This is a genomic window from Lactococcus sp. FSL W8-0209, assembly GCF_038006585.1.
In the GTDB taxonomy this organism is placed as follows: Bacteria; Bacillota; Bacilli; order Lactobacillales; family Streptococcaceae; genus Lactococcus; species Lactococcus lactis.
In genome coordinates, this window is the sequence record NZ_JBBOVN010000001.1 from 2,147,180 (window position 1) to 2,170,294 (window position 23,115).

The 23,115-nt window shown below is 35.9% G+C and carries 24 protein-coding genes and 1 other annotated feature; of the genes, 7 read left to right on the forward strand and 17 right to left on the reverse strand.

Going from position 1 to position 23,115, the window contains the following annotated elements; all coding sequences use genetic code 11:
• Nucleotides 1–17 precede the first annotated feature (17 nt).
• From rplT to infC, 3 genes are all read right to left on the reverse strand, one after another.
• Nucleotides 18–377 carry a 50S ribosomal protein L20 gene (gene rplT / locus MKX45_RS10590; RefSeq protein ID WP_003132352.1) on the reverse strand — a complete coding sequence of 120 codons (360 nt, stop codon included), beginning with the start codon at nt 375–377 and terminating at the stop codon, nt 18–20.
• 161 nt (nt 378–538) lie between these two features.
• A complete protein-coding gene (rpmI, locus tag MKX45_RS10595; RefSeq protein ID WP_003132353.1) occupies nt 539–739 on the reverse strand; it encodes a 50S ribosomal protein L35 in 201 nt (66 codons plus the stop codon).
• A gap of 128 nt (nt 740–867) precedes the next feature.
• On the reverse strand, nt 868–1,362 hold the full coding sequence (gene infC, locus MKX45_RS10600) for a translation initiation factor IF-3 (protein WP_003132354.1): 495 nt from the start codon (nt 1,360–1,362) through the stop codon (nt 868–870).
• A gap of 86 nt (nt 1,363–1,448) precedes the next feature.
• Nucleotides 1,449–1,574, reverse strand: a sequence feature (ribosomal protein L20 leader region).
• A 250-nt stretch (nt 1,575–1,824) separates the two neighbouring features.
• Between infC and MKX45_RS10605 the strand changes: the two genes are divergently transcribed.
• Together MKX45_RS10605 and MKX45_RS10610 are read left to right on the forward strand one after the other, a co-directional pair.
• The gene (locus tag MKX45_RS10605; protein ID WP_257590494.1) at nt 1,825–1,953 is read left to right on the forward strand and encodes a hypothetical protein; all 129 of its coding nucleotides are present in this window, start codon (nt 1,825–1,827) and stop codon (nt 1,951–1,953) included.
• Between the two features lie 18 nt (nt 1,954–1,971).
• On the forward strand, nt 1,972–2,520 hold the full coding sequence (locus MKX45_RS10610; protein ID WP_139008772.1) for a hypothetical protein: 549 nt from the start codon (nt 1,972–1,974) through the stop codon (nt 2,518–2,520).
• Between the two features lie 10 nt (nt 2,521–2,530).
• On the opposite strand, the gene MKX45_RS10615 is transcribed toward MKX45_RS10610, so the two are convergent.
• The 11 genes from MKX45_RS10615 to MKX45_RS10665 form a co-directional block, all read right to left on the reverse strand.
• A complete protein-coding gene (locus MKX45_RS10615) occupies nt 2,531–3,235 on the reverse strand; it encodes an HAD family hydrolase (protein ID WP_340817187.1) in 705 nt (234 codons plus the stop codon).
• A gap of 168 nt (nt 3,236–3,403) precedes the next feature.
• Entirely contained in the window at nt 3,404–5,281 is a 1,878-nt protein-coding gene (mnmG, locus tag MKX45_RS10620; RefSeq protein WP_015427015.1) for a tRNA uridine-5-carboxymethylaminomethyl(34) synthesis enzyme MnmG, read from the reverse strand.
• 373 nt (nt 5,282–5,654) lie between these two features.
• Nucleotides 5,655–6,230, reverse strand: a complete 576-nt coding sequence (locus MKX45_RS10625; protein WP_042230594.1) for a hypothetical protein — start codon at nt 6,228–6,230, stop codon at nt 5,655–5,657.
• A gap of 132 nt (nt 6,231–6,362) precedes the next feature.
• A complete protein-coding gene (locus MKX45_RS10630) occupies nt 6,363–6,731 on the reverse strand; it encodes a DUF1033 family protein (RefSeq protein ID WP_012898417.1) in 369 nt (122 codons plus the stop codon).
• 115 nt (nt 6,732–6,846) lie between these two features.
• Complete coding sequence (locus MKX45_RS10635; protein WP_003132362.1) at nt 6,847–7,248, reverse strand: Mini-ribonuclease 3; 402 nt, start codon at nt 7,246–7,248, stop codon at nt 6,847–6,849.
• Complete coding sequence (cysS, locus tag MKX45_RS10640) at nt 7,241–8,587, reverse strand: cysteine--tRNA ligase (protein ID WP_057720498.1); 1,347 nt, start codon at nt 8,585–8,587, stop codon at nt 7,241–7,243. The genes MKX45_RS10635 and cysS overlap by 8 nt, the downstream gene beginning before the upstream one ends.
• A 12-nt stretch (nt 8,588–8,599) precedes the next feature.
• Nucleotides 8,600–9,193 (reverse strand): TMEM175 family protein, encoded by a 594-nt coding sequence (locus MKX45_RS10645; RefSeq protein ID WP_340817188.1) that lies wholly within the window; start codon nt 9,191–9,193, stop codon nt 8,600–8,602.
• Nucleotides 9,194–9,206: 13 nt separating this feature from the next.
• Complete coding sequence (cysE, locus tag MKX45_RS10650; protein ID WP_003132365.1) at nt 9,207–9,806, reverse strand: serine O-acetyltransferase; 600 nt, start codon at nt 9,804–9,806, stop codon at nt 9,207–9,209.
• Between the two features lie 106 nt (nt 9,807–9,912).
• Entirely contained in the window at nt 9,913–10,683 is a 771-nt protein-coding gene (locus MKX45_RS10655) for a hypothetical protein (RefSeq protein WP_128267878.1), read from the reverse strand.
• 207 nt (nt 10,684–10,890) lie between these two features.
• Nucleotides 10,891–13,209, reverse strand: coding sequence for a polyribonucleotide nucleotidyltransferase (gene pnp / locus MKX45_RS10660; protein ID WP_047206815.1), 2,319 nt, complete (start codon nt 13,207–13,209; stop codon nt 10,891–10,893).
• Nucleotides 13,210–13,492: 283 nt separating this feature from the next.
• Complete coding sequence (locus MKX45_RS10665) at nt 13,493–14,638, reverse strand: hypothetical protein (RefSeq protein ID WP_010906169.1); 1,146 nt, start codon at nt 14,636–14,638, stop codon at nt 13,493–13,495.
• 362 nt (nt 14,639–15,000) lie between these two features.
• On the opposite strand from MKX45_RS10665, the gene MKX45_RS10670 reads away from it, so the two are divergent.
• Nucleotides 15,001–15,966, forward strand: coding sequence for a ribose-phosphate diphosphokinase (locus tag MKX45_RS10670; protein WP_012898422.1), 966 nt, complete (start codon nt 15,001–15,003; stop codon nt 15,964–15,966).
• A gap of 121 nt (nt 15,967–16,087) precedes the next feature.
• Here MKX45_RS10670 and MKX45_RS10675 read toward each other — a convergent pair whose 3' ends face one another.
• On the reverse strand, nt 16,088–16,519 hold the full coding sequence (locus MKX45_RS10675; protein WP_340817189.1) for a universal stress protein: 432 nt from the start codon (nt 16,517–16,519) through the stop codon (nt 16,088–16,090).
• A 240-nt stretch (nt 16,520–16,759) separates the two neighbouring features.
• Between MKX45_RS10675 and MKX45_RS10680 the strand changes: the two genes are divergently transcribed.
• Both MKX45_RS10680 and MKX45_RS10685 read left to right on the forward strand, forming a co-directional pair.
• Nucleotides 16,760–17,887, forward strand: a complete 1,128-nt coding sequence (locus MKX45_RS10680; protein ID WP_057720502.1) for a cysteine desulfurase family protein — start codon at nt 16,760–16,762, stop codon at nt 17,885–17,887.
• Between the two features lie 23 nt (nt 17,888–17,910).
• Nucleotides 17,911–18,255, forward strand: a complete 345-nt coding sequence (locus MKX45_RS10685; RefSeq protein ID WP_015427022.1) for a DUF1831 domain-containing protein — start codon at nt 17,911–17,913, stop codon at nt 18,253–18,255.
• Nucleotides 18,256–18,349: 94 nt separating this feature from the next.
• On the opposite strand, the gene tuf is transcribed toward MKX45_RS10685, so the two are convergent.
• Nucleotides 18,350–19,537 (reverse strand): elongation factor Tu, encoded by a 1,188-nt coding sequence (gene tuf / locus MKX45_RS10690; RefSeq protein ID WP_003132374.1) that lies wholly within the window; start codon nt 19,535–19,537, stop codon nt 18,350–18,352.
• Nucleotides 19,538–19,779: 242 nt separating this feature from the next.
• On the opposite strand from tuf, the gene MKX45_RS10695 reads away from it, so the two are divergent.
• Nucleotides 19,780–19,962 (forward strand): SPJ_0845 family protein, encoded by a 183-nt coding sequence (locus tag MKX45_RS10695; RefSeq protein WP_057720503.1) that lies wholly within the window; start codon nt 19,780–19,782, stop codon nt 19,960–19,962.
• A gap of 58 nt (nt 19,963–20,020) precedes the next feature.
• Nucleotides 20,021–20,137 (forward strand): DUF4044 domain-containing protein, encoded by a 117-nt coding sequence (locus tag MKX45_RS10700; RefSeq protein ID WP_014570713.1) that lies wholly within the window; start codon nt 20,021–20,023, stop codon nt 20,135–20,137.
• Nucleotides 20,138–20,194: 57 nt separating this feature from the next.
• On the opposite strand, the gene ileS is transcribed toward MKX45_RS10700, so the two are convergent.
• Complete coding sequence (ileS, locus tag MKX45_RS10705; protein WP_003132382.1) at nt 20,195–22,993, reverse strand: isoleucine--tRNA ligase; 2,799 nt, start codon at nt 22,991–22,993, stop codon at nt 20,195–20,197.
• Between the last annotated feature and the right edge of the window lie 122 nt (nt 22,994–23,115).

Genomic DNA, 23,115 nt, shown 5'->3' on the forward strand with positions numbered 1-23,115 from the left:
CAGATTTTTTAAGATAATTATTTAGCCAAAGCTTTTTTTGCTTCTTCAGCAAGTGCAGTAAATGCAGCAGCATCAGCGATTGCGATGTCAGCAAGCATTTTACGGTTTACTTCGATATCAGCTAATTTCAAACCGTGCATCAATTTGCTGTATGAAAGACCATTCATACGTGCAGCTGCGTTGATACGTGCAATCCACAATTTACGGAAGTCGCGTTTCTTTTGACGACGATCGCGGAATGCGTAGTAGTATGAATTCATGACTTGCTCTTTAGCAGTCTTGAAGAGTTTATGTTTAGCTCCGTAGTAACCTTTAGCGAGCTTTAAAATACGTTTACGGCGTTTGCGAGTTGCAACGCTACCTTTAACACGTGCCATGTGTGTTCTCCTTTAATTCTTAGTAGATTTCAATTTTGTCATAATGACAAATTTATTTTTTTATTGAGCTGGAGCAAGAAAATTAGATGACTTATTTCATTGTCCCTCTTAGTCGCTTACGCTCCTGCGAGGATTGCTCCAATGCAGCGAACAATGTTCGCTTAACGCATTGTCGCAACCATGCGACGGATACGTTTGAAGTCCCCTTTAGAAACCATAGAAGATTTACGAAGTTGACGACGTTGTTTTACAGTTTTACCGTGGAAACGGTGAGAAGTGTAAGCACGGAAGCGTTTAAGACCGCCGTTACCTGTACGTTTGAAACGTTTAGCAGATGCGCGGTGAGTTTTTTGTTTTGGCATTGTAATTCTCCTTAATTTATATCAGTTGGCAGAAAAAATTATTCTGCACCTCTATTCATTTTAAACATTCGTTTTCAATGAATAGAGAGGTGAAAGGTTAACCTTTCAGATGGTTGTCTTGTTAAGACCTATTTTTTAATAGGTGCAAGTTGCAAGAACATTTGACGACCATCCATTTTGGCTCTTTGTTCAACAACAGCAACTTCTTTTGTTGCTTGCGCGAACTTGTCCATTACTTGACGCCCCACATCTTGGTGAGTAATCATCCGACCTTTAAATCGGATTGAAACCTTAACTTTATCGCCTTTTTCAAGAAACTTGATGGCTTGACGAAGCTTTGTATCAAAGTCGTTTTGGTCAATTACTGGTGACAAACGGACTTCTTTTACAGAAACAACAGCTTGTTTTTTCTTTGCTTCTTTTTGTTTTTTCTTTTGCTCAAACATGAATTTTGTATAATCCATGATTTTTGCAACAGGTGGTTCTTGGTTTGAAATTAAAACCAAGTCCATGTTAAGATTTTCAGCTTGCATTAGCGCCTCAGACGTTGGTGTGACACCTAATTGTTCACCCTCAGCGCCAATGAGACGAACCTCACGAGCACGGATTGCACCGTTCATCATAGGTTTTCTATTGTCTTGTTTAGCTATGTTCGTTCTCCTTCTAATATGATGTGAAAGTTGACTAAGATTTAGGCAACTTCTTTTTTAAAGAAAAACAAAAGCGGAACGACAATCTCGCCCCGCTCATGAAAACATTCGTTTTTGAATAATTCCATTCGTTTGCCCAGGGCTATAACCTCTAAGGCGAGAAGCGGGTGCTTCTGCTTTTCAACTCTATTATTCTATCAATTATTTAAAGACTTGTCAAGTCCTAATTTTTTTAATTATTTATAGTAAAATTTATCTCTAATTCTGATTATAATTCTAATTTTTTGACACTTATAGAATACAATTTTAGAATATGGCTTTAATCTTGTCAATTCAGCATTTTTTCTATAATTTCAAACACCATATCATTCAATAAAATGAAAATAAAATGATAAAATGATTATAATAAACTAAAATTATCGAAAGGAGAATAAAATGTCAGATATTCAACTCATTACAATTTTTATTACCAGTGCTACAGAAACTCCCAATCAACTCAAAACCTATCAAGTGATGGATGACAATTCTCTACGACTTTTTCAAGTGTCATCAGCATCAAATTAAAAATAGAAAGGATTATCTATGACTCCACTAGATTTAACTCATCTTACTGAAGATATCAAAAAAACAAAAAACTGGTCAATTCATCGGAAAAGAATGTATGCCATGGGTTTAATGCATGAGCTTTATATTACTGATGGTTCAAATAACGAAAATGAACATTCAATTATTCCTGCAAGTGACCGTTTGTTAACTGCGCAATTGGTCAGTGAAGTTCTTGACCAGCTGATTGAATATGATGAAATTTCGATTTTTGAGGAAATGGTCGAAAATCATAAAACAACTTGTCCCTCTATTCAATTTTCACATATTCTATCTTTTGATGACGAAGCGGGCATCCAATATATTTTAAATTCTAATAGTTGGTTAAAGGTTATACGTGGTTCAAATAACATAGCTCTTGTTATTACTGGTAATCTTGTTGGTGATTTTACTTTTTACCTTGAAAGTCCTAACGAAACTTTTGAAGAAAAAAAGATTACTTTTAACAAAAATGGAATTTATCGGTTGTCTAACAAGCCTATTGACAGACTTTATTTAACTGCTGACTCTTTAAAACTAGTCCAATAATAAAAAACGGTTAATCACCGTTTTTTTCTATAAATGAATCAAAAAAATCTTGAATGTTTGTAAATTCATAATCAGCAATCGTTTCTTTTTCAGGTCCAATATATGCTGTCTTCATTCCCAACTCTTGGGTGGGTTTGATGTCATGTTCGAGAAGATCTCCAACCATTAAGGTCTCAGACGCTTGGAAATTTTCTTGAGTGAGCACATTTTTAAAGGCACGCGCATCTGGTTTCAGATAGCCTGTTTCACCAGAGATGTAAACCGAAAATAATTTTTCAACTTGAGAACGACGTAATTTTTCTCTCTGCTCCACATGACCCCCATTACTTAATAGGGCAAGTTTGTAGTTTTTGGAAAGGTTTTTTAGATTTTGGATGAGTTGTTCATCAGGCTCTATCAATTCAAACAATCTATTCAAGAATTTTTTGAAAAAGCCTGTAAGATAATTTTCATCGACTTTCAAATCAAAATATTCGATAGTCAAACTTAATCTTTCTTCTCTTAGCTCTTCAATCGTCATTTTTCTTTGATGGACTTGTGGCCAAAGCAATTCATCAAATTCATGGTATTTCTCCATGAAATGATTGAGTTCTTGGTCAGTAAATGGTCCTAATTGTTCTGAAAAAAGTTGGCGGTGAGCTAATTCCCAATATTTTTCTTTAAAAGGGAAAAGTGTATTGTCCCAATCAAAAATAATATTTTTTATTTCTGTCATCTCTTTCCTCATTCCTTGTTTAAGCCTATTTTATCAACTTTTAAAGTATTCCACAAGAAAAAAAGTTACTGACGAAAATTTTAAGTTGCTTCCTCAGTGCCAAAACACAAGGACTCTCCCCAAAATTTTCTGTCAGTAACTTTTTGTCAGTAAAATTTAAATTTTTAATTATTTTCCTTCAAGGTAAACCATGAGAATACTGATGTCAGCAGGATTTACACCTGAAATCCGACTCGCTTGTCCCAGCGTTTCTGGATTTATTTTTTTGAATTTTTGACGGGCTTCAGTAGCAATTGAGTCAAGCTTATCCCAATCCATATTTTTAGGAATTCTTTTCGCTTCCAAGCGATGCATTTTGTCCACTTGGTCCATTGCTTTTTTGATGTAACCTTCATAAGTAATTTCAGTTTCAATCAATTCAATGACGGTACGATCAATCTTTTCTGGTGCTTGTCCGATAAAATCGATGACTTCATTGTAGTGAACTTCAGGTCGTTTTAAAAATTCTGCACCGGTCAGCGCATCTTTAATTGGTCCAAAGCCCAATTTTCCTAATTTTTCTTGTGTGTCAGGCAAAGGTTTGAGTTTTTCTGAATTCAATCGTTTCATTTCACGATCAAATTGAGCCATTTTTGCTTGGTAATGTTCCCATTGCTCATCTGAAACAAGGCCCACTTGACGGCCAATTTCAGTCAAACGGCGGTCAGCATTATCATGGCGAAGAATTAAACGGTATTCTGCACGTGATGTCAAAAGACGATATGGTTCCAGCGTTCCCTTAGTTACCAAATCATCAATCATTACCCCAATATAGGCTTCACTACGTTTTAAGATAAATTCAGGCTTTCCTTGAACTTTAAGGGCTGCATTTATTCCAGCTACTAAGCCTTGCCCTGCTGCTTCTTCATAGCCTGAGGTTCCGTTGGTTTGTCCCGCAGTAAATAGTCCAGAAACCAATTTTGTTTCAAGTGTTGGACGGAGTTGATGAGGCATCACCACATCGTATTCTATAGCATAACCCGGACGCATCATTTGAGCATTTTCAAGTCCTGGAATTGATTTAACTAAATCAAATTGGACATCTTCAGGCATTGAAGTTGAAAGGCCACCGATATAGACTTCTTCTGTATTCCGTCCTTCTGGTTCAAGGAAGAGTTGATGACGAGGTTTGTCAGCAAAGCGAGTAATTTTGTCTTCTATTGAAGGACAGTAACGTGGCCCTACTCCTTTAACAATTCCTGAAAAGAGTGGTGCTCGGTGTAAATTATCACGCAAAATAGTATGACTATTCTCAGTAGTATAAGTGAGCCAGCATGGAATTTGATCTTTTAGATAATTTTCATCAGAGCTCATAAAACTAAAATGATTAGGCGCTTCATCACCTGGTTGAATTTCTGTTTTATCGTAATCAATAGAACTTGCCAAAACGCGTGGAGGAGTTCCGGTTTTAAAACGACCAATTTCAAATCCAATTTCACGTAAATTATCTGCTAGACCAATTGATGAAAGAGAGTTATTGGGTCCTGAAGAATATTTAAGTTCTCCAATAATAATTTCACCACGCAAAGCTGTTCCTGTAGTAATAATTACTGCCTTAGCACCATATTTAGTTCCTGTCGAAGTCTTGATTCCGATGACTTTTTTCTTTTCTTCATCAAGAATAAGTTCTTCAACCATTCCTTGACGGAGTGTCAAATTTTCTTGGTCAGAAACTGTATTCTTCATTGAAGCGGCATATTCATCTTTATCGGCTTGAGCACGAAGAGCTCGAACTGCTGGACCTTTTCCGGTATTAAGCATCTTCATTTGAATATAAGTCTTATCAATGTTGCGACCCATTTCACCACCGAGCGCATCAATTTCTCTGACAACAATTCCTTTAGCTGAGCCACCAATTGATGGATTACATGGCATAAAGGCAACCATATTAAGATTAATCGTCATGAGTAATGTTTTAGAGCCCATCCGTGCAGCTGCTAGTGAAGCTTCAACCCCTGCATGTCCTCCTCCAATGACAACAACATCATAATTTTCTTGAAAATTCATTTTTTACTACGAATTTTTTAAATTCGCCTTTCTTTATATTTTGATAAAAGTTCTTGCAAAAATACTGACAGAGTTATTAATCATTCTTTTACTGACAGCTTTTATAGTCCTTAATTAGCCTTGTTAAAAGCTGTCAGTAAATATTTTGCAAATAAAAAAGCCAAAGCCGTGAAAAATATGTCAAAAAATCCTCTCATCAGTTGCTGACAGAAAATAATCACAATTGATTTTTCTGTCAGTAACTTTTAAAAGTCCCTTGTCATATTTTCCCGAGCTTTGACCATCGAGTTCTTATCTAAGATAATGATATTTTAACTCATTTTAAACATTTTTTCAAGACTATTTTCTTATCATTTTAAATCTTAGACTGTTTTTAAAAGATTTCTTCCAATTCACGGTATAAAACTTGCTCAATGATATCTTGAGCAGACATATAATCATTAAAAAGAATGATACGATCTTTCTTCTTGTCAGTAGGATCATATTGACCTGCGTAATCAATTTTACCATTAGCTAATCTTACTGGAATAGCACTCCCTTGTGGATAAATACCTATAAACTTCCCTGAGTTAATTCCTTCACCTATCAACTTCAAATAAGGTAGCTCATTTTCAGAACTCACGCCTTCCAAAGTTAAGTCATATTGTTGACCCTCAAAAGTTGCCGAAGGACCTGAAATAACAAGAGTTTTAGTTTTCTTAGCAATTGAGCTATTCTTCCAAAGACCTGATAGTGTCATAAAATTTTCTTTTTTGATTTCTTTGGTGTTTATTTTGATTCCTGTATTATTTGTTTCTGTTTTATTTTCAGTCGAATTTTGTGTGCTTGCTGTTGAATTCGATAGTGAATGCTCTTTAGATTGTTCCTGAACATTATGAAATAATGCCAGTCCAAGAACTGCGATAAGTAATATTAAAAATCCATCTAATATAATTAACGGTTTCTTCATAGCGCCTCCTAACATTAGATTTATATTATAAAATAATTATAATATAATTTCAAGTTTCTTACCAATGAAATGCTTACGATTATTCTATCAGAACAAAAGAAAGCTTACTCAGTCAGTAAACTTTCTCATTTTTTAATTTTCAGTTTTCATTGAACAGAAACGTTCTGGGAGTTCTCCAGATTTTTTACTATAACCTGAGCGCTTTTTCTCTAGCGGAATCGCATGCCAGTCTTCCAACAAAGCAATGCTGTGATAGCGCTGTAAATAACCTACACAGTCTTCACACCATTCTTCATCTCCGTTTTTCCAAAATGCTGTTTGCAAGCCAGACTTGCTAGTGAATTCTTTAAAATTCTCAGCCATTTCAAACCATTCTTTTTTATAACATTTTAAAGCTTTATAAAAATCATCAAACTCATCTACTGAAACTATATCTTCTTTCCAGCCGTCGAAGAACCACCATGGTTCATCGGTGCCGTACATTGTAACTACTCTATACATCTCTTCTTCTTTCCGCTGATTTTTTTCTTTGTATCTTTGCATACCTATTCTAGCGGATTTTTTTCTTTTTTTAAAATAATTTGCTTAATACTTTGATCTTTGTAATTAATAAACTTTAAACCAGATCTGCTTCAATTGTTTTAAGGGAAAAATCCCAAAATTCTTGAAGTCGCTCTTTTTGTTGCGTTAAATGGAGAATTCCAACAACAGCTTCAAAACCCGTTGATATTCTGTAAGTAACAACATCGGTATTTTTGGCCGTCGTTTTAGAATGAGCATTACGCCCTCTTTTAAAATAAGTCAATTCATATTCAGTCAAAAAATCAACTTCATCCATTGCAGAAATAATTTTTGCTTGTGCTTTAGCTGACACAAATTTCGTTGCATTTTTTTGAAGCATGGCGGGCTTTGTCAGGCCTTTATCTAATAAGTACTCACGCACAAAGACCTCATAAATCGCATCCCCAATATAGGCCAATGCAATACCATTCAAAAGTTCTGCTTGTTGCTTATTCACGATGCCACCGTACCCCGTCTTTTGTATCTTCAAGAACAATCCCTTGAGCTTTCAAAGCGTCACGAATTTCATCTGACTTCGCAAAATCACGGACTTCTCGTGCCAATTGTCTTGCTTCAATCATGGCTTCAATTTCGCTGTCCAAACTTTGCTCAAATTTAAATTTAATCCCTAAAATTTCTAAAACTTGGTCAAAAAATTCTTTGACCTCAGGCCCACCGTTTCCTTTATTAACCCAAGAAACAAAGTCATAAAAAACAGTCATTCCATTGGCAATATTGAAATCTTCATCCATGGCAGCAACAAAATCATTTCTGAAAGTCGTAAGTGCTGACAAATTAGACTCAGCTTGCTCATCCAAATGACGATAAGCATTTTCAATTTTTTTGATATTATTTTCAGCTTCTGTCAGTGCATCATCAGTAAAATTGACTGGTCTTCTATAATGAGTAGTTGCTAAAAAGAAACGTAAAATTTGTGGATTAACTACTTGAAGGAGTTCATGAACAGTTGTGAAATTGCCTAGTGATTTAGACATTTTTTCACCATCAACATTTACGAATCCATTGTGCATCCAATAATTAACAAACCTTTGTCCAGTTTTTGCTTCAGATTGTGCAATTTCATTTGTATGGTGTGGAAATTCTAAATCTGCTCCTCCACCATGAATGTCAATTGTTTCGCCTAATAGTGAAGTTGACATGACTGAACATTCAATATGCCAGCCTGGACGGCCAGATCCCCAGGGCGCTTGCCAAGAAACTTCATCAGCTTTTGCGGATTTCCAAAGAGCAAAATCGGCTGGTGATTCTTTAAGTTTTGTTTCTTCATCCGTACGTCCAGAAGCCCCTGCAAGTAAATCTGCAAGATTTTTATTCGCTAATTTAGCGTAATCTTTAGATTTAGATACACGGAAATATACGTCTCCTTGAGAAACATAAGCAAATTCTTTATCCACAAGTTCTTGAATAAACTCAATCATCGCTTCGATGAATTCTGTTGCTTTCGGATTTTGACTGGCTCTTTTAACATTTAAAGCATCAGTATCTTCATAAAAAGCAGCAATATAACGTTCAGAAAAAGCTGTCGTAGTCATGTTTGCAGCTTTTGCACCGTTGATAATTTTATCATCGACATCTGTGAAATTAGAGATATATTGAACTTCAAATCCTCGAAATTCCAAATATTTTCTAACCAAATCAAAAGCAACAACAGAACGAGCATTTCCCACATGGATGTAATTATAAACGGTCGGTCCGCAGACATACATTTTTACTTTTCCAGGTTCAATCGGCTGAAAATCTTCTAGCTGTCGACTATAAGTATTATATATTTTCATTCTATTTCCTTCTTAATCTTCATCATAAACAATAGAGGTGATAAGAGAACGTATTGGTAAATAGAGCAATGGAATCCCCGTATAAGCAGGATATCCAATACTCGAAATCACAATAGCAAGAGCAGACATCACAATCAAATCCCAAGGTTTTCGTGACTGATGTCTACTGATTATTATTTCATTCAGGCGGTAAGTATATTTGATAATCAAAGAAGCAAACCGTGAGGTCACAATAATATATAAAACATAGATGATTGTGAAGTATGCGGGATGAATTCCATTATCAATTTGGGTCATAAAGGGAAAAAGTGAGACAAGCATGAGAAAAATTGTATAAGCAAAAATCTGCCAACCACTAATTTTCTTTATACGTCCAAAAAACTTACCAAATTGAAAATAATAAGAAACAACAACCAGAAAACTCACAAAGAAAATAATGAGTGAGCTGCTTGTTTCACGAAAATCATACTGATTATTGCCAATAAGTTTTGGTAAAGGAAATTCTAAAACCATAATCGTTGCAATGATAGACATAACAGCATCTGTAAATGATTTTAAAGTTGCAAGTACATGTCCCTCATAAATCGCTACTTTTCTCTTTTTCACTTCTCATTTCTCCTCACAAATGTGATGAATGATAGCTTGCTTCTCTTTTTTCTTCAAGGCTTGTGATGCGCTCGACATCTTTTTTACCTTTAACTCGAACAACTTTTGCAGGTATTCCAACAACAGTTACTTCTGGCGGAACATCTGTTACCACAACAGCACTCGCCCCTACTTTTGCATTTTCTCCAACTTCAATAGGGCCTAAAAGTTGAGAATGGGCAGAAATTAATGCCCCTTGTCTAATTGTTGGATGACGTTTCCCTTTATCTTTTCCTGTCCCCCCCAAGGTAACTCCGTGATAAAGTTTGACGTCCTTTTCAACAATGGCAGTTTCACCAATAACTAATCCAGAACCATGGTCAATAAAGACACCATGGGCAATTTCTGCTCCTGGATGAATTTCAATTTGAGTCCAAAATCGCCAAAATTGTGAGTGCATCCGAGCCAAAAGTTTCAAATGATGACGCCAAAGAAAATGTGAAATTCGGTGAGCTGCAAGAGCTTTTACTCCTGGATAGGTCAAAAAGACTTCCAGGGCAGTTCTAGCTGCCGGATCATTTTCTTTGGTCACTCGAATTGCTTCAGACCAAAAACCTTTCTTTTTTTCGTTCATTTTTTCCTACTTCGTTAAAAAATACTTATAGTAAATTATACCATAAGCATTGTGGGCCTTGTTGATTCAAAAACGTGTAATTGACTAAATCAAGCTTTCAATTGATTTAATCCCTTGTTAATTCTTCCCAAGTGACCATTGAATTTTGAACTTCTTCTTGTGAGTAGTCCAAAGGATTTACCGTAATTCCTAGGCTTTTTCCTAAGTCATTTATGACTTCATCTTCTCCATTTAATAATTCATCAATTTTTAAAAGTAGAACTTGTCCATTATTTTCCTTAAAGGCTTGGCTAAAGTAGGCTTCATTGTGCCATTTAGCCAAACTATCTAAATTATCAAACAAAGGAAGATATTCTTCATTGTCCTGATTGATTAGATTAGGGAAAGTTCTTTGACCACTTGTTGTGACGAAAGCTGGGACGAAATAATATTTTTCTCTTTGTTCAGCCTCAAGATTTTCCGGACTAAAAACTTTATTCAAAATTTCAGTATAATGAACTAAAAATTGCATTAATTCTGGTGTCCCAAAGTAAACGGTGTTGCCTTTATCTTCATCTTGAGGTAATTTAGGATTGATTGCTAAAATATCAATATCCGTTTCCATTAATTGGTCTAAAATTTCAATTAATGAGTGCAATTCCCATTCCGTCTCAAAGTCTGTCAGTTCTGACAGGAAAACTTCAAGTTCTTCTTCTGTTGTAAAAACAGGTAGTGCCTTGTGGTCTTCAATCGGAACGAAGAAAACTGATTTTGGTGCCAATACTGGAAATTGATGAAAAGCATAGACCAATGAGAGGTCTTCCATAAATGAGCCTGGATTCGCTAATGAAACTCGCAAACGTTCATCTAGTTCTGGATTGAGATTATAATTTGACATATTTTTTGCTGACAGACCTGTCAGTGATTATTTACGAGCTAAATAAACAAATAATTTACTGACAGAAATCCAAGCATGAATAATCACATTTCGGTTATCATCTATCCATTATCCCTCTAAGACTTCTGGATAGACTAGCATTTTTATCAGTAAATTTTATTTTATTTCAAGGTCTATTTTTACAGCTTTTCCATTTTATGATTGAGCTTATTCTGGTTTTTTAGTTGAGAGTTCTGGAAACTCTTCATCAATATGTGATTTACGTTCACGGCGCTCAAAACTGTGGTTTCCAACTTTATTTCCCTGGTTATTACGGTCATTATTACGACGGTCAAAACCATTACCACGGTTATTTCCGTTACCTTTGCGACGGTCACCATTTTCACGGCGTTCTCTTGGTTTACGCTCAGGTTCAACATAACCTTCTGGTTTCTCAACTAAAGCACGCATTGATGCATCTACGCGACCTTTGTCATCAATTTTCATGATTTTAACTTTGACAGTGTCACCCAATTTCACAACATCTTCAACATTTTCTGTCCGAGCCCAAGCCATTTCAGAAATATGCACCATTGCATCTTGCTTACCAAATAGATTTACAAAAGCACCAAAACTTTCAATACGAACCACTTTTGCATCGTAAATTTCACCAACTTTTGCTTCACGAACAAGTTCAGCAATAATTTCTTTAGCACGATCAATCGCTGCTTGGTCAGAAGAGAAAATTGAACAAAGTCCTTCGTCATCAATATCAATTTTTACGCCCGTTTCAGCAATAATTTTATCGATTTGCTCGCCGCCTTTACCGATGACAACTTTAATCTTATCGACAGGAATTGTAATTGTATCAATTTTAGGTGCTGACGGTGCCAACTCTTCACGAGGTTGTGCAATTGTTGCTTCAATTACATCAAGAATTTGGAAACGTGCAGTTTTTGCTTGTGCAAGAGCTTCGGCAAGAATTTCTGGTGTAATTCCTGAAATTTTAATATCCATTTGTAGCGCAGTAATCCCGTCACGAGTTCCCGCAACCTTAAAATCCATATCACCAAAATGGTCTTCAAGCCCTTGAATATCTGTCAAAACAGTATAATTTGTTCCGTCAGAAATCAAGCCCATCGCAATCCCAGCAACTGGTGCTTTGATTGGTACACCACCAGCCATCAGTGCAAGTGTTCCTGCACAGATTGAAGCTTGTGATGACGAACCATTTGATTCTAAAACTTCAGCGACCAAACGAATGGCATAAGGGAATTCCTCTAAAGAAGGCAATACTTGTTCTAAAGCACGTTCACCGAGCGCTCCGTGACCAATTTCACGACGTCCAGGTGCCCCGTAACGTCCTGTTTCCCCAACAGAATACTGTGGGAAATTATAATGATGCATAAAACGTTTTTTATATTCATCATTCAAACCATCAATGATTTGTGCTTCATTCATTGGTGCCAAAGTCAATGTTGATAAAGCTTGGGTTTGACCACGAGTAAATAAACCTGTCCCATGTGTAATATTACGTGGGGTAAAGTCAATTTCAGCATCAAGCGGGCGAATTTCATCAATCTTACGTCCATCAGGACGGATTTTATCTTCAGTAATCAAGCGACGAACTTCCGCATGTTCCATTCCTTCAAGAATTTCAGCAAGATCACGCAAAATGATTGATAGATTTTCATCGTTCTCATATTTTGCACTGTAAACAGAAATTATCGCCTCTTTAACTGCTTTTGTCGCAGATTCACGCGCCAATTTTTCTTCAATTTGAACTGCTTTTTGCAAATCTGAATTGTAAGCTGCAATCACTTCGGCTTTTAAATCTTCATCAACATGCAAAAGTTCAACTTCAGCTTTTTCTTTTCCAACTTTTGCAACAATTTCATTTTGAAATTCAATTAATTCTTTAACAGCATTATGTCCTGCCAAAAGTGCACCAAGCATCACTTCTTCTGAAAGTTCCTTGGCTCCAGATTCAACCATATTGATTGCGTTGATATTTCCCGCAACAGAGAGCTCCAAACTTGATGCCTCTTTTTCTGCAACAGTTGGATTGATGATATATTCTCCATCAATATAAGCAACTTCAACACCTGCAATTGGTCCATCAAATGGAATATCAGAAATTGCAAGCGCTAAAGAAGAGCCAAACATAGCTGCCACGCGGCCAGAAGCATTTTCATCATAAGAAAGAACAGTATTAATGACTTGAACTTCATTACGAAAACCTTCAGCAAACATAGGACGAATTGGGCGGTCAATTAAACGAGCAGTCAATGTCGCATCAGTCGACGGACGTGCCTCACGTTTGTTGAAACCTCCTGGGAATTTACCAGCAGCATACATTTTTTCTTCATAGTTCACTTGAAGTGGGAAGAAATCACCTGTAGCCATTTTACCCATTGTAGCGGCTGTTAAAACAGTTGTATCTCCATAACGTACAACAACAGCACCATTTGCTTGTTTTGCAACTTGACCTGTTTCAACAGTTAATGTCCGACCTGCAAATTCGATTGAAAATGTTTCTTTTGCCAATGTTTTTCTCCTTGACTTGAAATGCTATGAACTTTCTCTAACAGTCCAGTCTCCTGCTTTTGTAATATATTTTAGCTTTATGTTTTTCTAAACAAAAATCAATCTGTCATTACTGAACCTCTTGTCAGTAATTTTTCACTGACAAAAACTTTTTTATTTTCTGTCAGTAACTTTTTTACTGACAGATTCACTTTTGTATAGAACTACACGTATGTCCCATTATACTATATTTTAAGTAAGAAAAAAAGGCTCATAGAGAGCCTTTTAGACAATTTTTAGTTCATTAGTTAGCGGCTTTTACAGCAACTTCGCCAGAGACTTTAAATTGGTTTGCAGCTGGAAGAGCTTTGTAAGTATCAAGTTGTTCTTGAGTTGCAAAGTAAAGATTTCCAGTGATTTCAGATTGGATTGATTGACCATCAGTCCCTTTCATGTCGCGTGCCATAATTGAAGCATCTTTACCGACATAAACGTCACCTTTGATATTACCACCTTCAAGATCGAAAGCAGGTGAGTTAACAATCAAGCGTTTAACTGTCAAAGTATAAGATTTAGTGACTTGGTGTTGATCATTTTGTTTAATCATTGCAAGTGTACGTTGAACAGCTGATTTTTCATTGAGGAAAGTACCATCAATTGTAAGGTCTTTACCTGAAGCATCAACATCAGCGTTAGTAGCTACAAGCCAAGCACCATTTTTACCGAGTGCTTTTTTCAATACTGAAACATCAGCAGTACCAGTTGTTGCCCCAGTTTCTGTATCTGTACCATTTCCTTCAAATGAATAAGTTACATTTCCGTGAGCACCAGCTGTAATTCCACCAGGTTTGAATGAAACAACATCGCCTTTAACAACTGAAGTTGTACCAGTTACTTTAACTTTTTGAGCATCTGGTAATTTATTATAAGCATCAAGAAGGTCTTGGCTAGCAAAAGTCAAGTTACCATCAATTGTTGCTTGTCCTTCAACACCTGTACCGGTTTGTCCGTGGAAGCCAGTTGCAAATACATCAACATTCCCTTTAACAGTACCATTTGAAATATAGAAACCAGGAGATTTCACTTCAATTTTATCAACTGTCAAAGTATAACGGTCAGTAATTTTGTGGCTGCTATCTTGATTGTAGATTGCCAATTTACGAGCGACTTGTCCGTCACCTAAGAAAAGACCTTCAACAGTCAAAGTTTTCCCAGAAGCATCCATATCACCTTTAGTTGCATTCAACCAAGCTCCGTTTTTAGCAAAGCCTTTTTGCAAATCAGAGAAGTTGTTTGTTCCTTGAGTTGCACCAGCAAAAACTTCTGCTTTTGATGATTGTTCTGTTTTTTTATCAGAGCTACTTGAAGAGTTATTACTTCCACAAGCGGCAAGTAAAGAAACTGAGAGTACTGAAACTGCAAGAAGTGAGATCACTTTTGTTTTTTTCATTTTTAATTCCCCTAAAAATAAATAATTTGTTCGTAACACTTAGCTTTCACGAACCTTACAGAACCATTGTAACACTTCGCTTTTGCAAACGCAAGACTTTGCATGAACTTTCACAAACTTTGTATTCTCGTTTTTTTGAAAATGTTTTCAATTACATACACATAACCTTTAAAGCGCTTTTGTAATTTATTAGAATTTTAAGTTTGTGAAAAATTTTTTGCTTGAAAAAATTATTCAAAATACTCTCAAATTTTATTTTCAAATTAATTCACAAAGATATTTACAGATATAGACTAGGAAAATCACTATTATTTTGCTAAAATAGAACTATATTATTTCATAAAAGAAAATGGAGAGAAATCGTGGTTTACTCTGATTCACACTTAAAGCTTTTTGCCTTAAACTCAAACCCTGGTCTTGCTGAGAAAATTAGCCAGTTTACAGGAGTTCCTCTAGGAAAACTTTCTTCAAAACAGTTTTCCGACGGTGAAATTATGATTAACATGGAAGAAAGTGTCCGTAGTCAAGACATCTTTATTGTTCAATCAACAAGCTGCCCTGTTAACGATCACCTTTGGGAATTACTAATCATGATTGACGCATGTAAACGTGCTTCTGCTCGTACAATTAATGTTGTTATCCCATACTTTGGATATGCTCGTCAAGACCGTACTGCGACTTCTCGTGAACCAATCACAGCTAAATTAGTTGCTGATATGATTGTTAAAGCTGGAGCTGACCGCTTATTAACCCTCGATATTCACGCTGTCCAAGTACAAGGTTTCTTTGATATCCCTGTAGACAACTTGTTTACTGTCCCACTTTTTGCTGACTATTACCGTAAGAGTGGATTATTTGGTGATGACGTGATTGTTGTTGCACCAAAAAATTCTGGGATTAAACGTGCACGCTCACTTGCTGAATACTTAGAGTCAGCAATTGCCATTGTTGACTATGAAGATGATGACAAAAACCGTGAAAACGGATATGTTATCGGTAATGTTTCAGGTAAAAAAGTTATTCTTATCGATGATATTTTGAACACTGGGGTCACTTTTGCCAACGCTGCAAATGTTGTACGCGAAGCGGGAGCAAGTGAAATTTATGCAGTTGCCAGCCACGGATTATTTACTAGCGGAGCCGCTGATGTTCTTGAAAAAGCAGATATCAAAGAAATTTTGGTCACAGATTCTGTTGTAACAAACCATCGCAAACCTTTAAACGTAAAATATTTGAGTGCAGCTGAATACTTAGCCAGTGCTATTCTTCGTATCCACGAAGGACGCCCAGTTTCTCCACTTTTTGAACATGAAAAACCTCAAGATTAAAGTAATTCTTATAGAAACACTTTAAGCAATTAAAAAATACCAACACTAAGTTGGTATTTTTATTTTTGATATATTAATTTATAAAATAAAAGTCATCTCAATTGACGACTTTTTCTTTTCTTTATTTAATAACCATTACGTTGCAAGAGGCATGGTTAACAATATACTGTGTTGTTGAACCAATGATAAAACGATCAATCGCATCAAGACCAGTTGACCCAATTACAACTAAATCGATATTATTTTCGTTTGTATAATTAATAATTTCTCTTTTAGGGCTGCCAATTAAACGTACAATCTCAAAATCAACTTCTGTGCCTTTAAGATATTCTTGAACTTGCTCTACAACATAATCAGAATGCTCCTGTACACTTTTATACAAGGTCATTGTGTCTAAATGTACTGGAATATTTGCTAACTTATCATTTAAAACATACAATATTTTCAGATGTGAATGATTTAATTTTGCTGTGTCAATCGCTTCACGAAGGGCATCATAAGCTTGTTCTGAACCATCTACTGCAACTAAGATATTTTTATATTCTTCAACCATAATAAAACCTCCCTAAGAATATTATATAATTATTATTAGAAATATACCATCAATAAATCACATTAATTGATCTGAATAAGATTATAAGATATTTAAATAATAATCTCATTGCTTTTCATATAAAAAGAATAAAAAAATGGTAAAATAGAGCTTACAGATAAGGGGACTTTTAATCCTGATGGAATTAAATGATTTCCTTATAAAATATCCAGCAATTACTATGAAAGGTAGGAAAATCAAATTATATATTTAGATAACGCTGCTACAACACCTCTACTTCCTGATGTTATCACCGCAATCTCAGAAAGTTTATCCGCTAATTTTGGAAACCCCTCTAGTATTCACAGCCTCGGACGTGCTTCAAGTCAGATTGTTCGTAAAGCCCGTGAAACTGTGGCAAATGCTCTAGAAGTTCCAAGTCGCAATATCATTTTTACTTCTGGTGCTAGCGAAGCTAATAACCAAGCCTTAATTGGTTATGCACTGGCTAATAAAGATAAAGGAAATCATATCATCACAACAGCTATTGAACATCCTTCTGTTCTAAATACTGTTCAATATCTTCATGACCGTTATGGATTTGATGTTAGCTTTGTAAAACCAAAAGCAGACGGAACATTCCCAGCTTCACTTATAGAAGAAAACTTGCGTCCTGATACAATTTTAGTCAGCATGATGTGGGCTAATAATGAAACAGGCCAACTTCTTCCAGTAAAGGAAGTCGGAGAGCTCTTGAAGCAACATCAATCCGTTTTTCATGTTGATGCTACTCAAGTAATGGGAAAAATTTCAGTGCATCCTCTGGATGTTTCGGCTGATTTCCTTTCAGCATCAGCGCACAAATTTCATGGACCAAAAGGGGTCGGCTTCTTGTACTATAACGAAAAGCTACATTTTGATGCTTTGATTCATGGGGGAGAACAAGAAGAAAAAAGACGGGCTGGTACAGAAAATCTCCATTCTCTTGTTGGTTTAGCTAAAGCCTTAGAACTTGCCCTTGAAAATATTGAATCAAATTATCAAGCAGTTGAAAAACTTAATGAAACTTTACTAACTAAACTAGAAGAACAAAAGATTTCATTTTATAAAAATAATTTTGGTCCAAGTATGCCTCACGTTCTAAATCTTGCTTTTCCGAATGAAAATCATGATTTACTCTTGACCAAACTTGATTTAGCTGGTTTCGCAATCTCAACCGGTTCTGCTTGTACAGCCGGTACAATCGAACCTTCCCATGTTCTTGAAGCTGTTTACGGGAAAAATTCTGAAAAACTAAAAGAAAACATACGTATTTCTTTTTCAGAAATGAATACAATTGATGAAGTTAATCTCTTCGTTGAGAAACTTAGTTCTATTTTAAAAAAATAAACAATTTATTTAGGAGACTCACAATGGCATTTATCACCGAAAAACATTTGGAAGGTAGCAAATATGTTTATCAACTTGCGCCTACTGTTAAAAAATTCACTTTAAAAGATACAACTTTTATTCAAACTAAAATTGGTAATTTTGAATTTAAAAGACTTCTTGAAGAAGTTCCAAATTCAAACGAAGGATTTTTATTGAAAATTATTGTTAATCCAGATTTAAGTGGTTTTAAACTTTCAGTTACTGACAAATCCGGTTTACGAAATGTTGATATTTTTAAAAATGCGAGTGAAATGATTCAAAATAAATTTTACTTCCAAATGGATGCACTTGTTGACCGCGGTGTATTTACAAAATCAGAAATTTAAAAAAACTCCCCAAGGGGAGTTTTTATTTTAAGAAAAATTTTAAATAAAAAAAGAACTGTCATAAATGACAGCTCCAATTTGCTTAGATTTATAATTAAGCTTTGATTTCAGCAACGATACCTGAACCAACAGTACGTCCACCTTCACGGATAGAGAAAGTAGTACCTTGTTCAATCGCAACTGGGTGGATCAATTCAACGTCGATATGCACGTTGTCACCAGGCATTACCATTTCAGTTCCTTCTGGAAGTTTAACTGAACCAGTAACGTCAGTTGTGTGGAAGTAGAATTGAGGACGGTAGTTGTCGAAGAATGGAGTGTGACGTCCGCCTTCTTCTTTGCTCAATACGTAAACTTCACCTTCGAAAAGTTTGTGTGGAGTGATTGAACCTGGTTTAGCAATAACTTGACCACGTTCGATTTCGTCACGTTGAATACCACGGAGAAGTGCACCGACGTTATCACCAGCAAGACCTTCAGTAAGTGTTTTACGGAACATTTCGATACCAGTAACAACAGCTTTTTTAGTTTCTTCTTTGATACCAACGATTTCAACTTCGTCACCAACTTTAACAGTACCACGTTCGATACGTCCTGAAGCAACTGTACCACGACCAGTGATAGAGAATACGTCTTCGACTGGAAGAAGGAGTGGTTTGTCAGTGTCGCGTTCTGGAGTTGGGATGTATTCATCAACGATGTCCATCAATTCTTCAACTTTAGCAACCCATTGTGGTTCACCGTTCAAAGCACCAAGTGCTGAACCAGCGATTACAGGAATATCGTCACCTGGGAAGTCGTATTCGCTCAAGAGGTCACGAACTTCCATTTCAACGAGTTCCATCAATTCTTCATCATCAACAAGGTCAGCCTTGTTAAGGAAGACGATAAGGTATTTAACACCAACTTGACGTGAAAGCAAGATGTGTTCACGAGTTTGTGGCATTGGTCCATCAGTTGCAGCAACAACGAGGATTGCACCGTCCATTTGGGCAGCACCAGTGATCATATTTTTAACGTAGTCCGCGTGACCTGGAGCGTCAATGTGGGCATAGTGACGTTTTTCAGTTTCGTACTCGATGTGAGCAGTGTTGATTGTGATACCACGTTCGCGTTCTTCTGGAGCAGCATCGATAGATGCGAAGTCAGTCGCTTTAGAGTAACCTTTGTCAGACAATACTTTAGAGATTGCAGCTGAGAGGGTAGTTTTACCATGGTCAACGTGTCCGATAGTACCAATATTAACGTGTGGTTTGCTACGGTCGTATACTTCTTTAGCCATTTTAAAAATGTCTCCTTTGGGGAATTTGTTTTATTATAGGTAGTCTGCATAAAGCAAACTACCGTTCTTTATCATTATACTTAAAATAGTTTTGAAATGCAAGTCTTATCAGCTTTTAATCGCATTTTTTCAAGAAGTTTTTTCAAATATCTAGCTTTTTTATCTATGAAGTAGTAAAATAGTTCTAGTATTGCTCTTCTCTTTTTGAGCACTGTTAAATATTTTATTTCAAGGAGACCACAATGGGCTTAACTTTTAGAAAACGTGATGATTTTGATAAAATGATGGACGATTTAGGCATCTCAACTGTTGATTTAGTGACTGATGATGATAAAAAAAGCGTTCCTTCTCCTGAAAAAATGGAAGATCCATTTGCTAAATTTTTGACTCCAAAAGAAAATAATAAGGAGAAAGACTCAAACTAATTGAAAAGTCTTCTTTTTCTTGTTACAATTAGTTAAAAATATTTTTATTGAGGAACTTATGGCATATAAAAAACCACAAAAAAGTACTTTCCAAAAAGTAACCATGGTCGTTGTGATTATCATGGTTGTTCTTACGCTTTTCAGCGTACTTGCATCAATGCTTGCGGTATTGTAATTATTAATTTTAAAATAAAAAGTTACTGACAAAACTGTCAGTAACTTTTTTTATTTATTAATCTTCAAAACCTTCTTCAAGGATTTCAGGGAATTCTGTTTCAACGATGTGTGCACAATGTTCACAAAGCATTTTGAGATGTTCATTAGCATTGTGTCCAACTGTTTCATCTGTTCTACGGCAACGATCACAAACTTCTCCAGCCGCATGTTCAACAAGAACTGCAAGGTCATCAAATTTCATTGCAGACTCTGGGGCATTATTTACTGGTTCGTTGGCAACTACAAAGTTTGATACAATCAAAAGTTGAGCAACATTTTCATCAATTGCCGTCAATAAAGTACGCACAACTTCATTTGGATAAATAGTTACTGTTGCTTCCAATGATTTACCAATCAATTTTGCTTCACGAGCACTTTCCAAAGCTTTCAAAATCTTATCACGGAAATCAAGAAATTCTTGCCAGTTTCCTAACAATTCTTCACTTCCAGGAATTTCTGCTGCTTCTGGCATTTCTGCAAGATAAGCAAAATTTTCTGGTTCATGTTCCAAGTAAGTCCATGTTTCTTCTGCCGTGTGTGGCAAAATTGGTACAAGAATTTTCACTAAATCTTTCAAAATAACATACATAACTGTTTGCATTGAGCGGCGTTCTGGTGAATTTGCTGCTTCAATATAAACAACATCTTTAGCAAAATCAAGATAGAAAGATGACAAATCATTTGTGATGAAATTAATGATTGATTTGTAAACAGTCATAAAGCTATAGTTATCATAAGCTGTACGAATTTGTTTTACAAGTTCATTAAATTTCACAAGCATATATTTGTCTACTGGACGAAGTTCTGCAAAATCAATTGCATCTTCTTTTGGATTAAAATCAGATGTATTAGCGATTAAGAAACGCAATGTATTCCGGATTTTACGGTAAACTTCAGAAACTTGACTGAGAATATCCATTGATACCCGAACATCTGATTCAGTATCAATTGAGGCCACCCAAAGACGGAGAATGTCAGCACCAAATTTCTTAGTGACATCTTTTGGCACGATTGTATTTCCAATTGATTTAGACATCTTACGTCCTTTACCGTCTAAAACAAATCCTTGTGAAAGAACTGCTTTATATGGTGCAACGCCATTTACCGCAACTGAGGTTGTAATTGATGAATTAAACCAACCACGGTATTGGTCTGAACCTTCAAGGTAAAGGTCTGCAGGAAAGCTAAGGTAGTCACGTTCGTTAAGGACACCATTCCAAGAAGAACCTGAGTCAAACCAAACGTCCATGATATCTTTTTCTTTTGTAAATTCACCATTTGGTGACGCTGGATGAGTGAATCCTTCTGGTAAAAGGTCTTTTGCTTCACGTTCAAACCAAACTTTTGAACCAAATTCAGCAAAAAGTTTAGCTACATGTTCTGTTGTTTCTGGTGTGATAATTGGTTCTCCATTTTCACCATAGAAAATTGGTAATGGAACCCCCCAAGCACGTTGACGTGAGATGACCCAATCGCCACGGTCACGAACCATATTGAATAAACGAGTTTTCCCCCATGGAATTACCCAATCTACTCTTTCAACTTCATCTAAAATATTTTGACGGAAGTCATCGATTGAAGCAAACCATTGTGGTGTTGCACGGAAAATTACTGGTTTTTTAGTACGCCAGTCATGTGGATATGAGTGAGTGAAGAATTCGAGTTTCAATAAAGCATCTTTTTCTTCTAGCCATTTACTGACAACTTTATTTCCTTCATCGTAGAAAAGTCCTTCAAGTCCAGGAGCTTCATCAGTATAATAACCACGGTTATCTATTGGTGAAAGAACAGGCAATTTATACTTACGACTTGCAAAGTAGTCATCTTCACCATGTCCTGGGGCAACGTGTACAAGGCCAGTCCCAGAATCAAGAGTAACATAATCTGCATTCATGATTAAAGTTTCACGGTCATAGAATGGATGTTTTGCAACCATATATTCTAATTCAGAACCTTTAATCGTTTGAAGGACTTCTGGATTTTCCCATTCTAATTTTTCAGCAACAGCTTCAAGCATTTCTGAGGCAATCACAAATTTACGACCATTAACTGCTACAACTGAATAATCATAGTCAGGATGAGCAAAGATTCCCAAATTTGATGGAATTGTCCATGGTGTTGTTGTCCAGATTACAAATTCTACATCTTCTGGTAATTTACCTTTAGTATCTTTAGCTTTAAATGCCACAAAAATTGATGCTGAACGAACATCTTGATATTCGATTTCAGCTTCAGCCAGTGAACTTTCTGATGAAGGTGACCAATAAATTGGTTTTTGTCCTTTATAGATATATCCTTTTTCAGCCATTTTACCAAAAACGCGAATTTGAGCTGCCTCATATTCTGGCAATAGTGTCAAATATGGACGGTCCCAATCAGCAAGAACACCAAGGGATTTGAAATCTGAACGTTGCATATCTACTTGTTTCATCGCGTATTTACGACATTCCTCAAGATAATCAAGCAAATCCATTTCTTTACGCTTCATGCCTGCTTTAGCAAGTTGTTGCTCAATTGGCAAACCATGAGTATCCCAACCTGGAACATAAGGAGCACGAAATCCTGCCATTGATTTATAACGAACAATAATATCTTTTGAAATTTTGTTCAAAGAGTGTCCGAGGTGAATATTTCCGTTCGCATAAGGAGGCCCATCATGAAGCATAAATGAGGGTTTTCCTTCATTTAATTCTTGACGTTTCTCATAAAGTGTCGCATCTGCCCAGTCTTTTTGCCAGTTTGGTTCTTTATTTGGCAAGCCTGCACGCATTGGGAAAGCTGTTTTCCCCAAATTCAAAGTATCTTTGATTTTCATATTTTCTTCTTTCTTTCGATTTTGTTTTTATTGAATAAAAAAAACGATTTTTCGCAAAGGACGAAAAACCGTGGTACCACCTTCATTTTTTCTGTCAGTAAAATTTACTGACAGAAACTCTT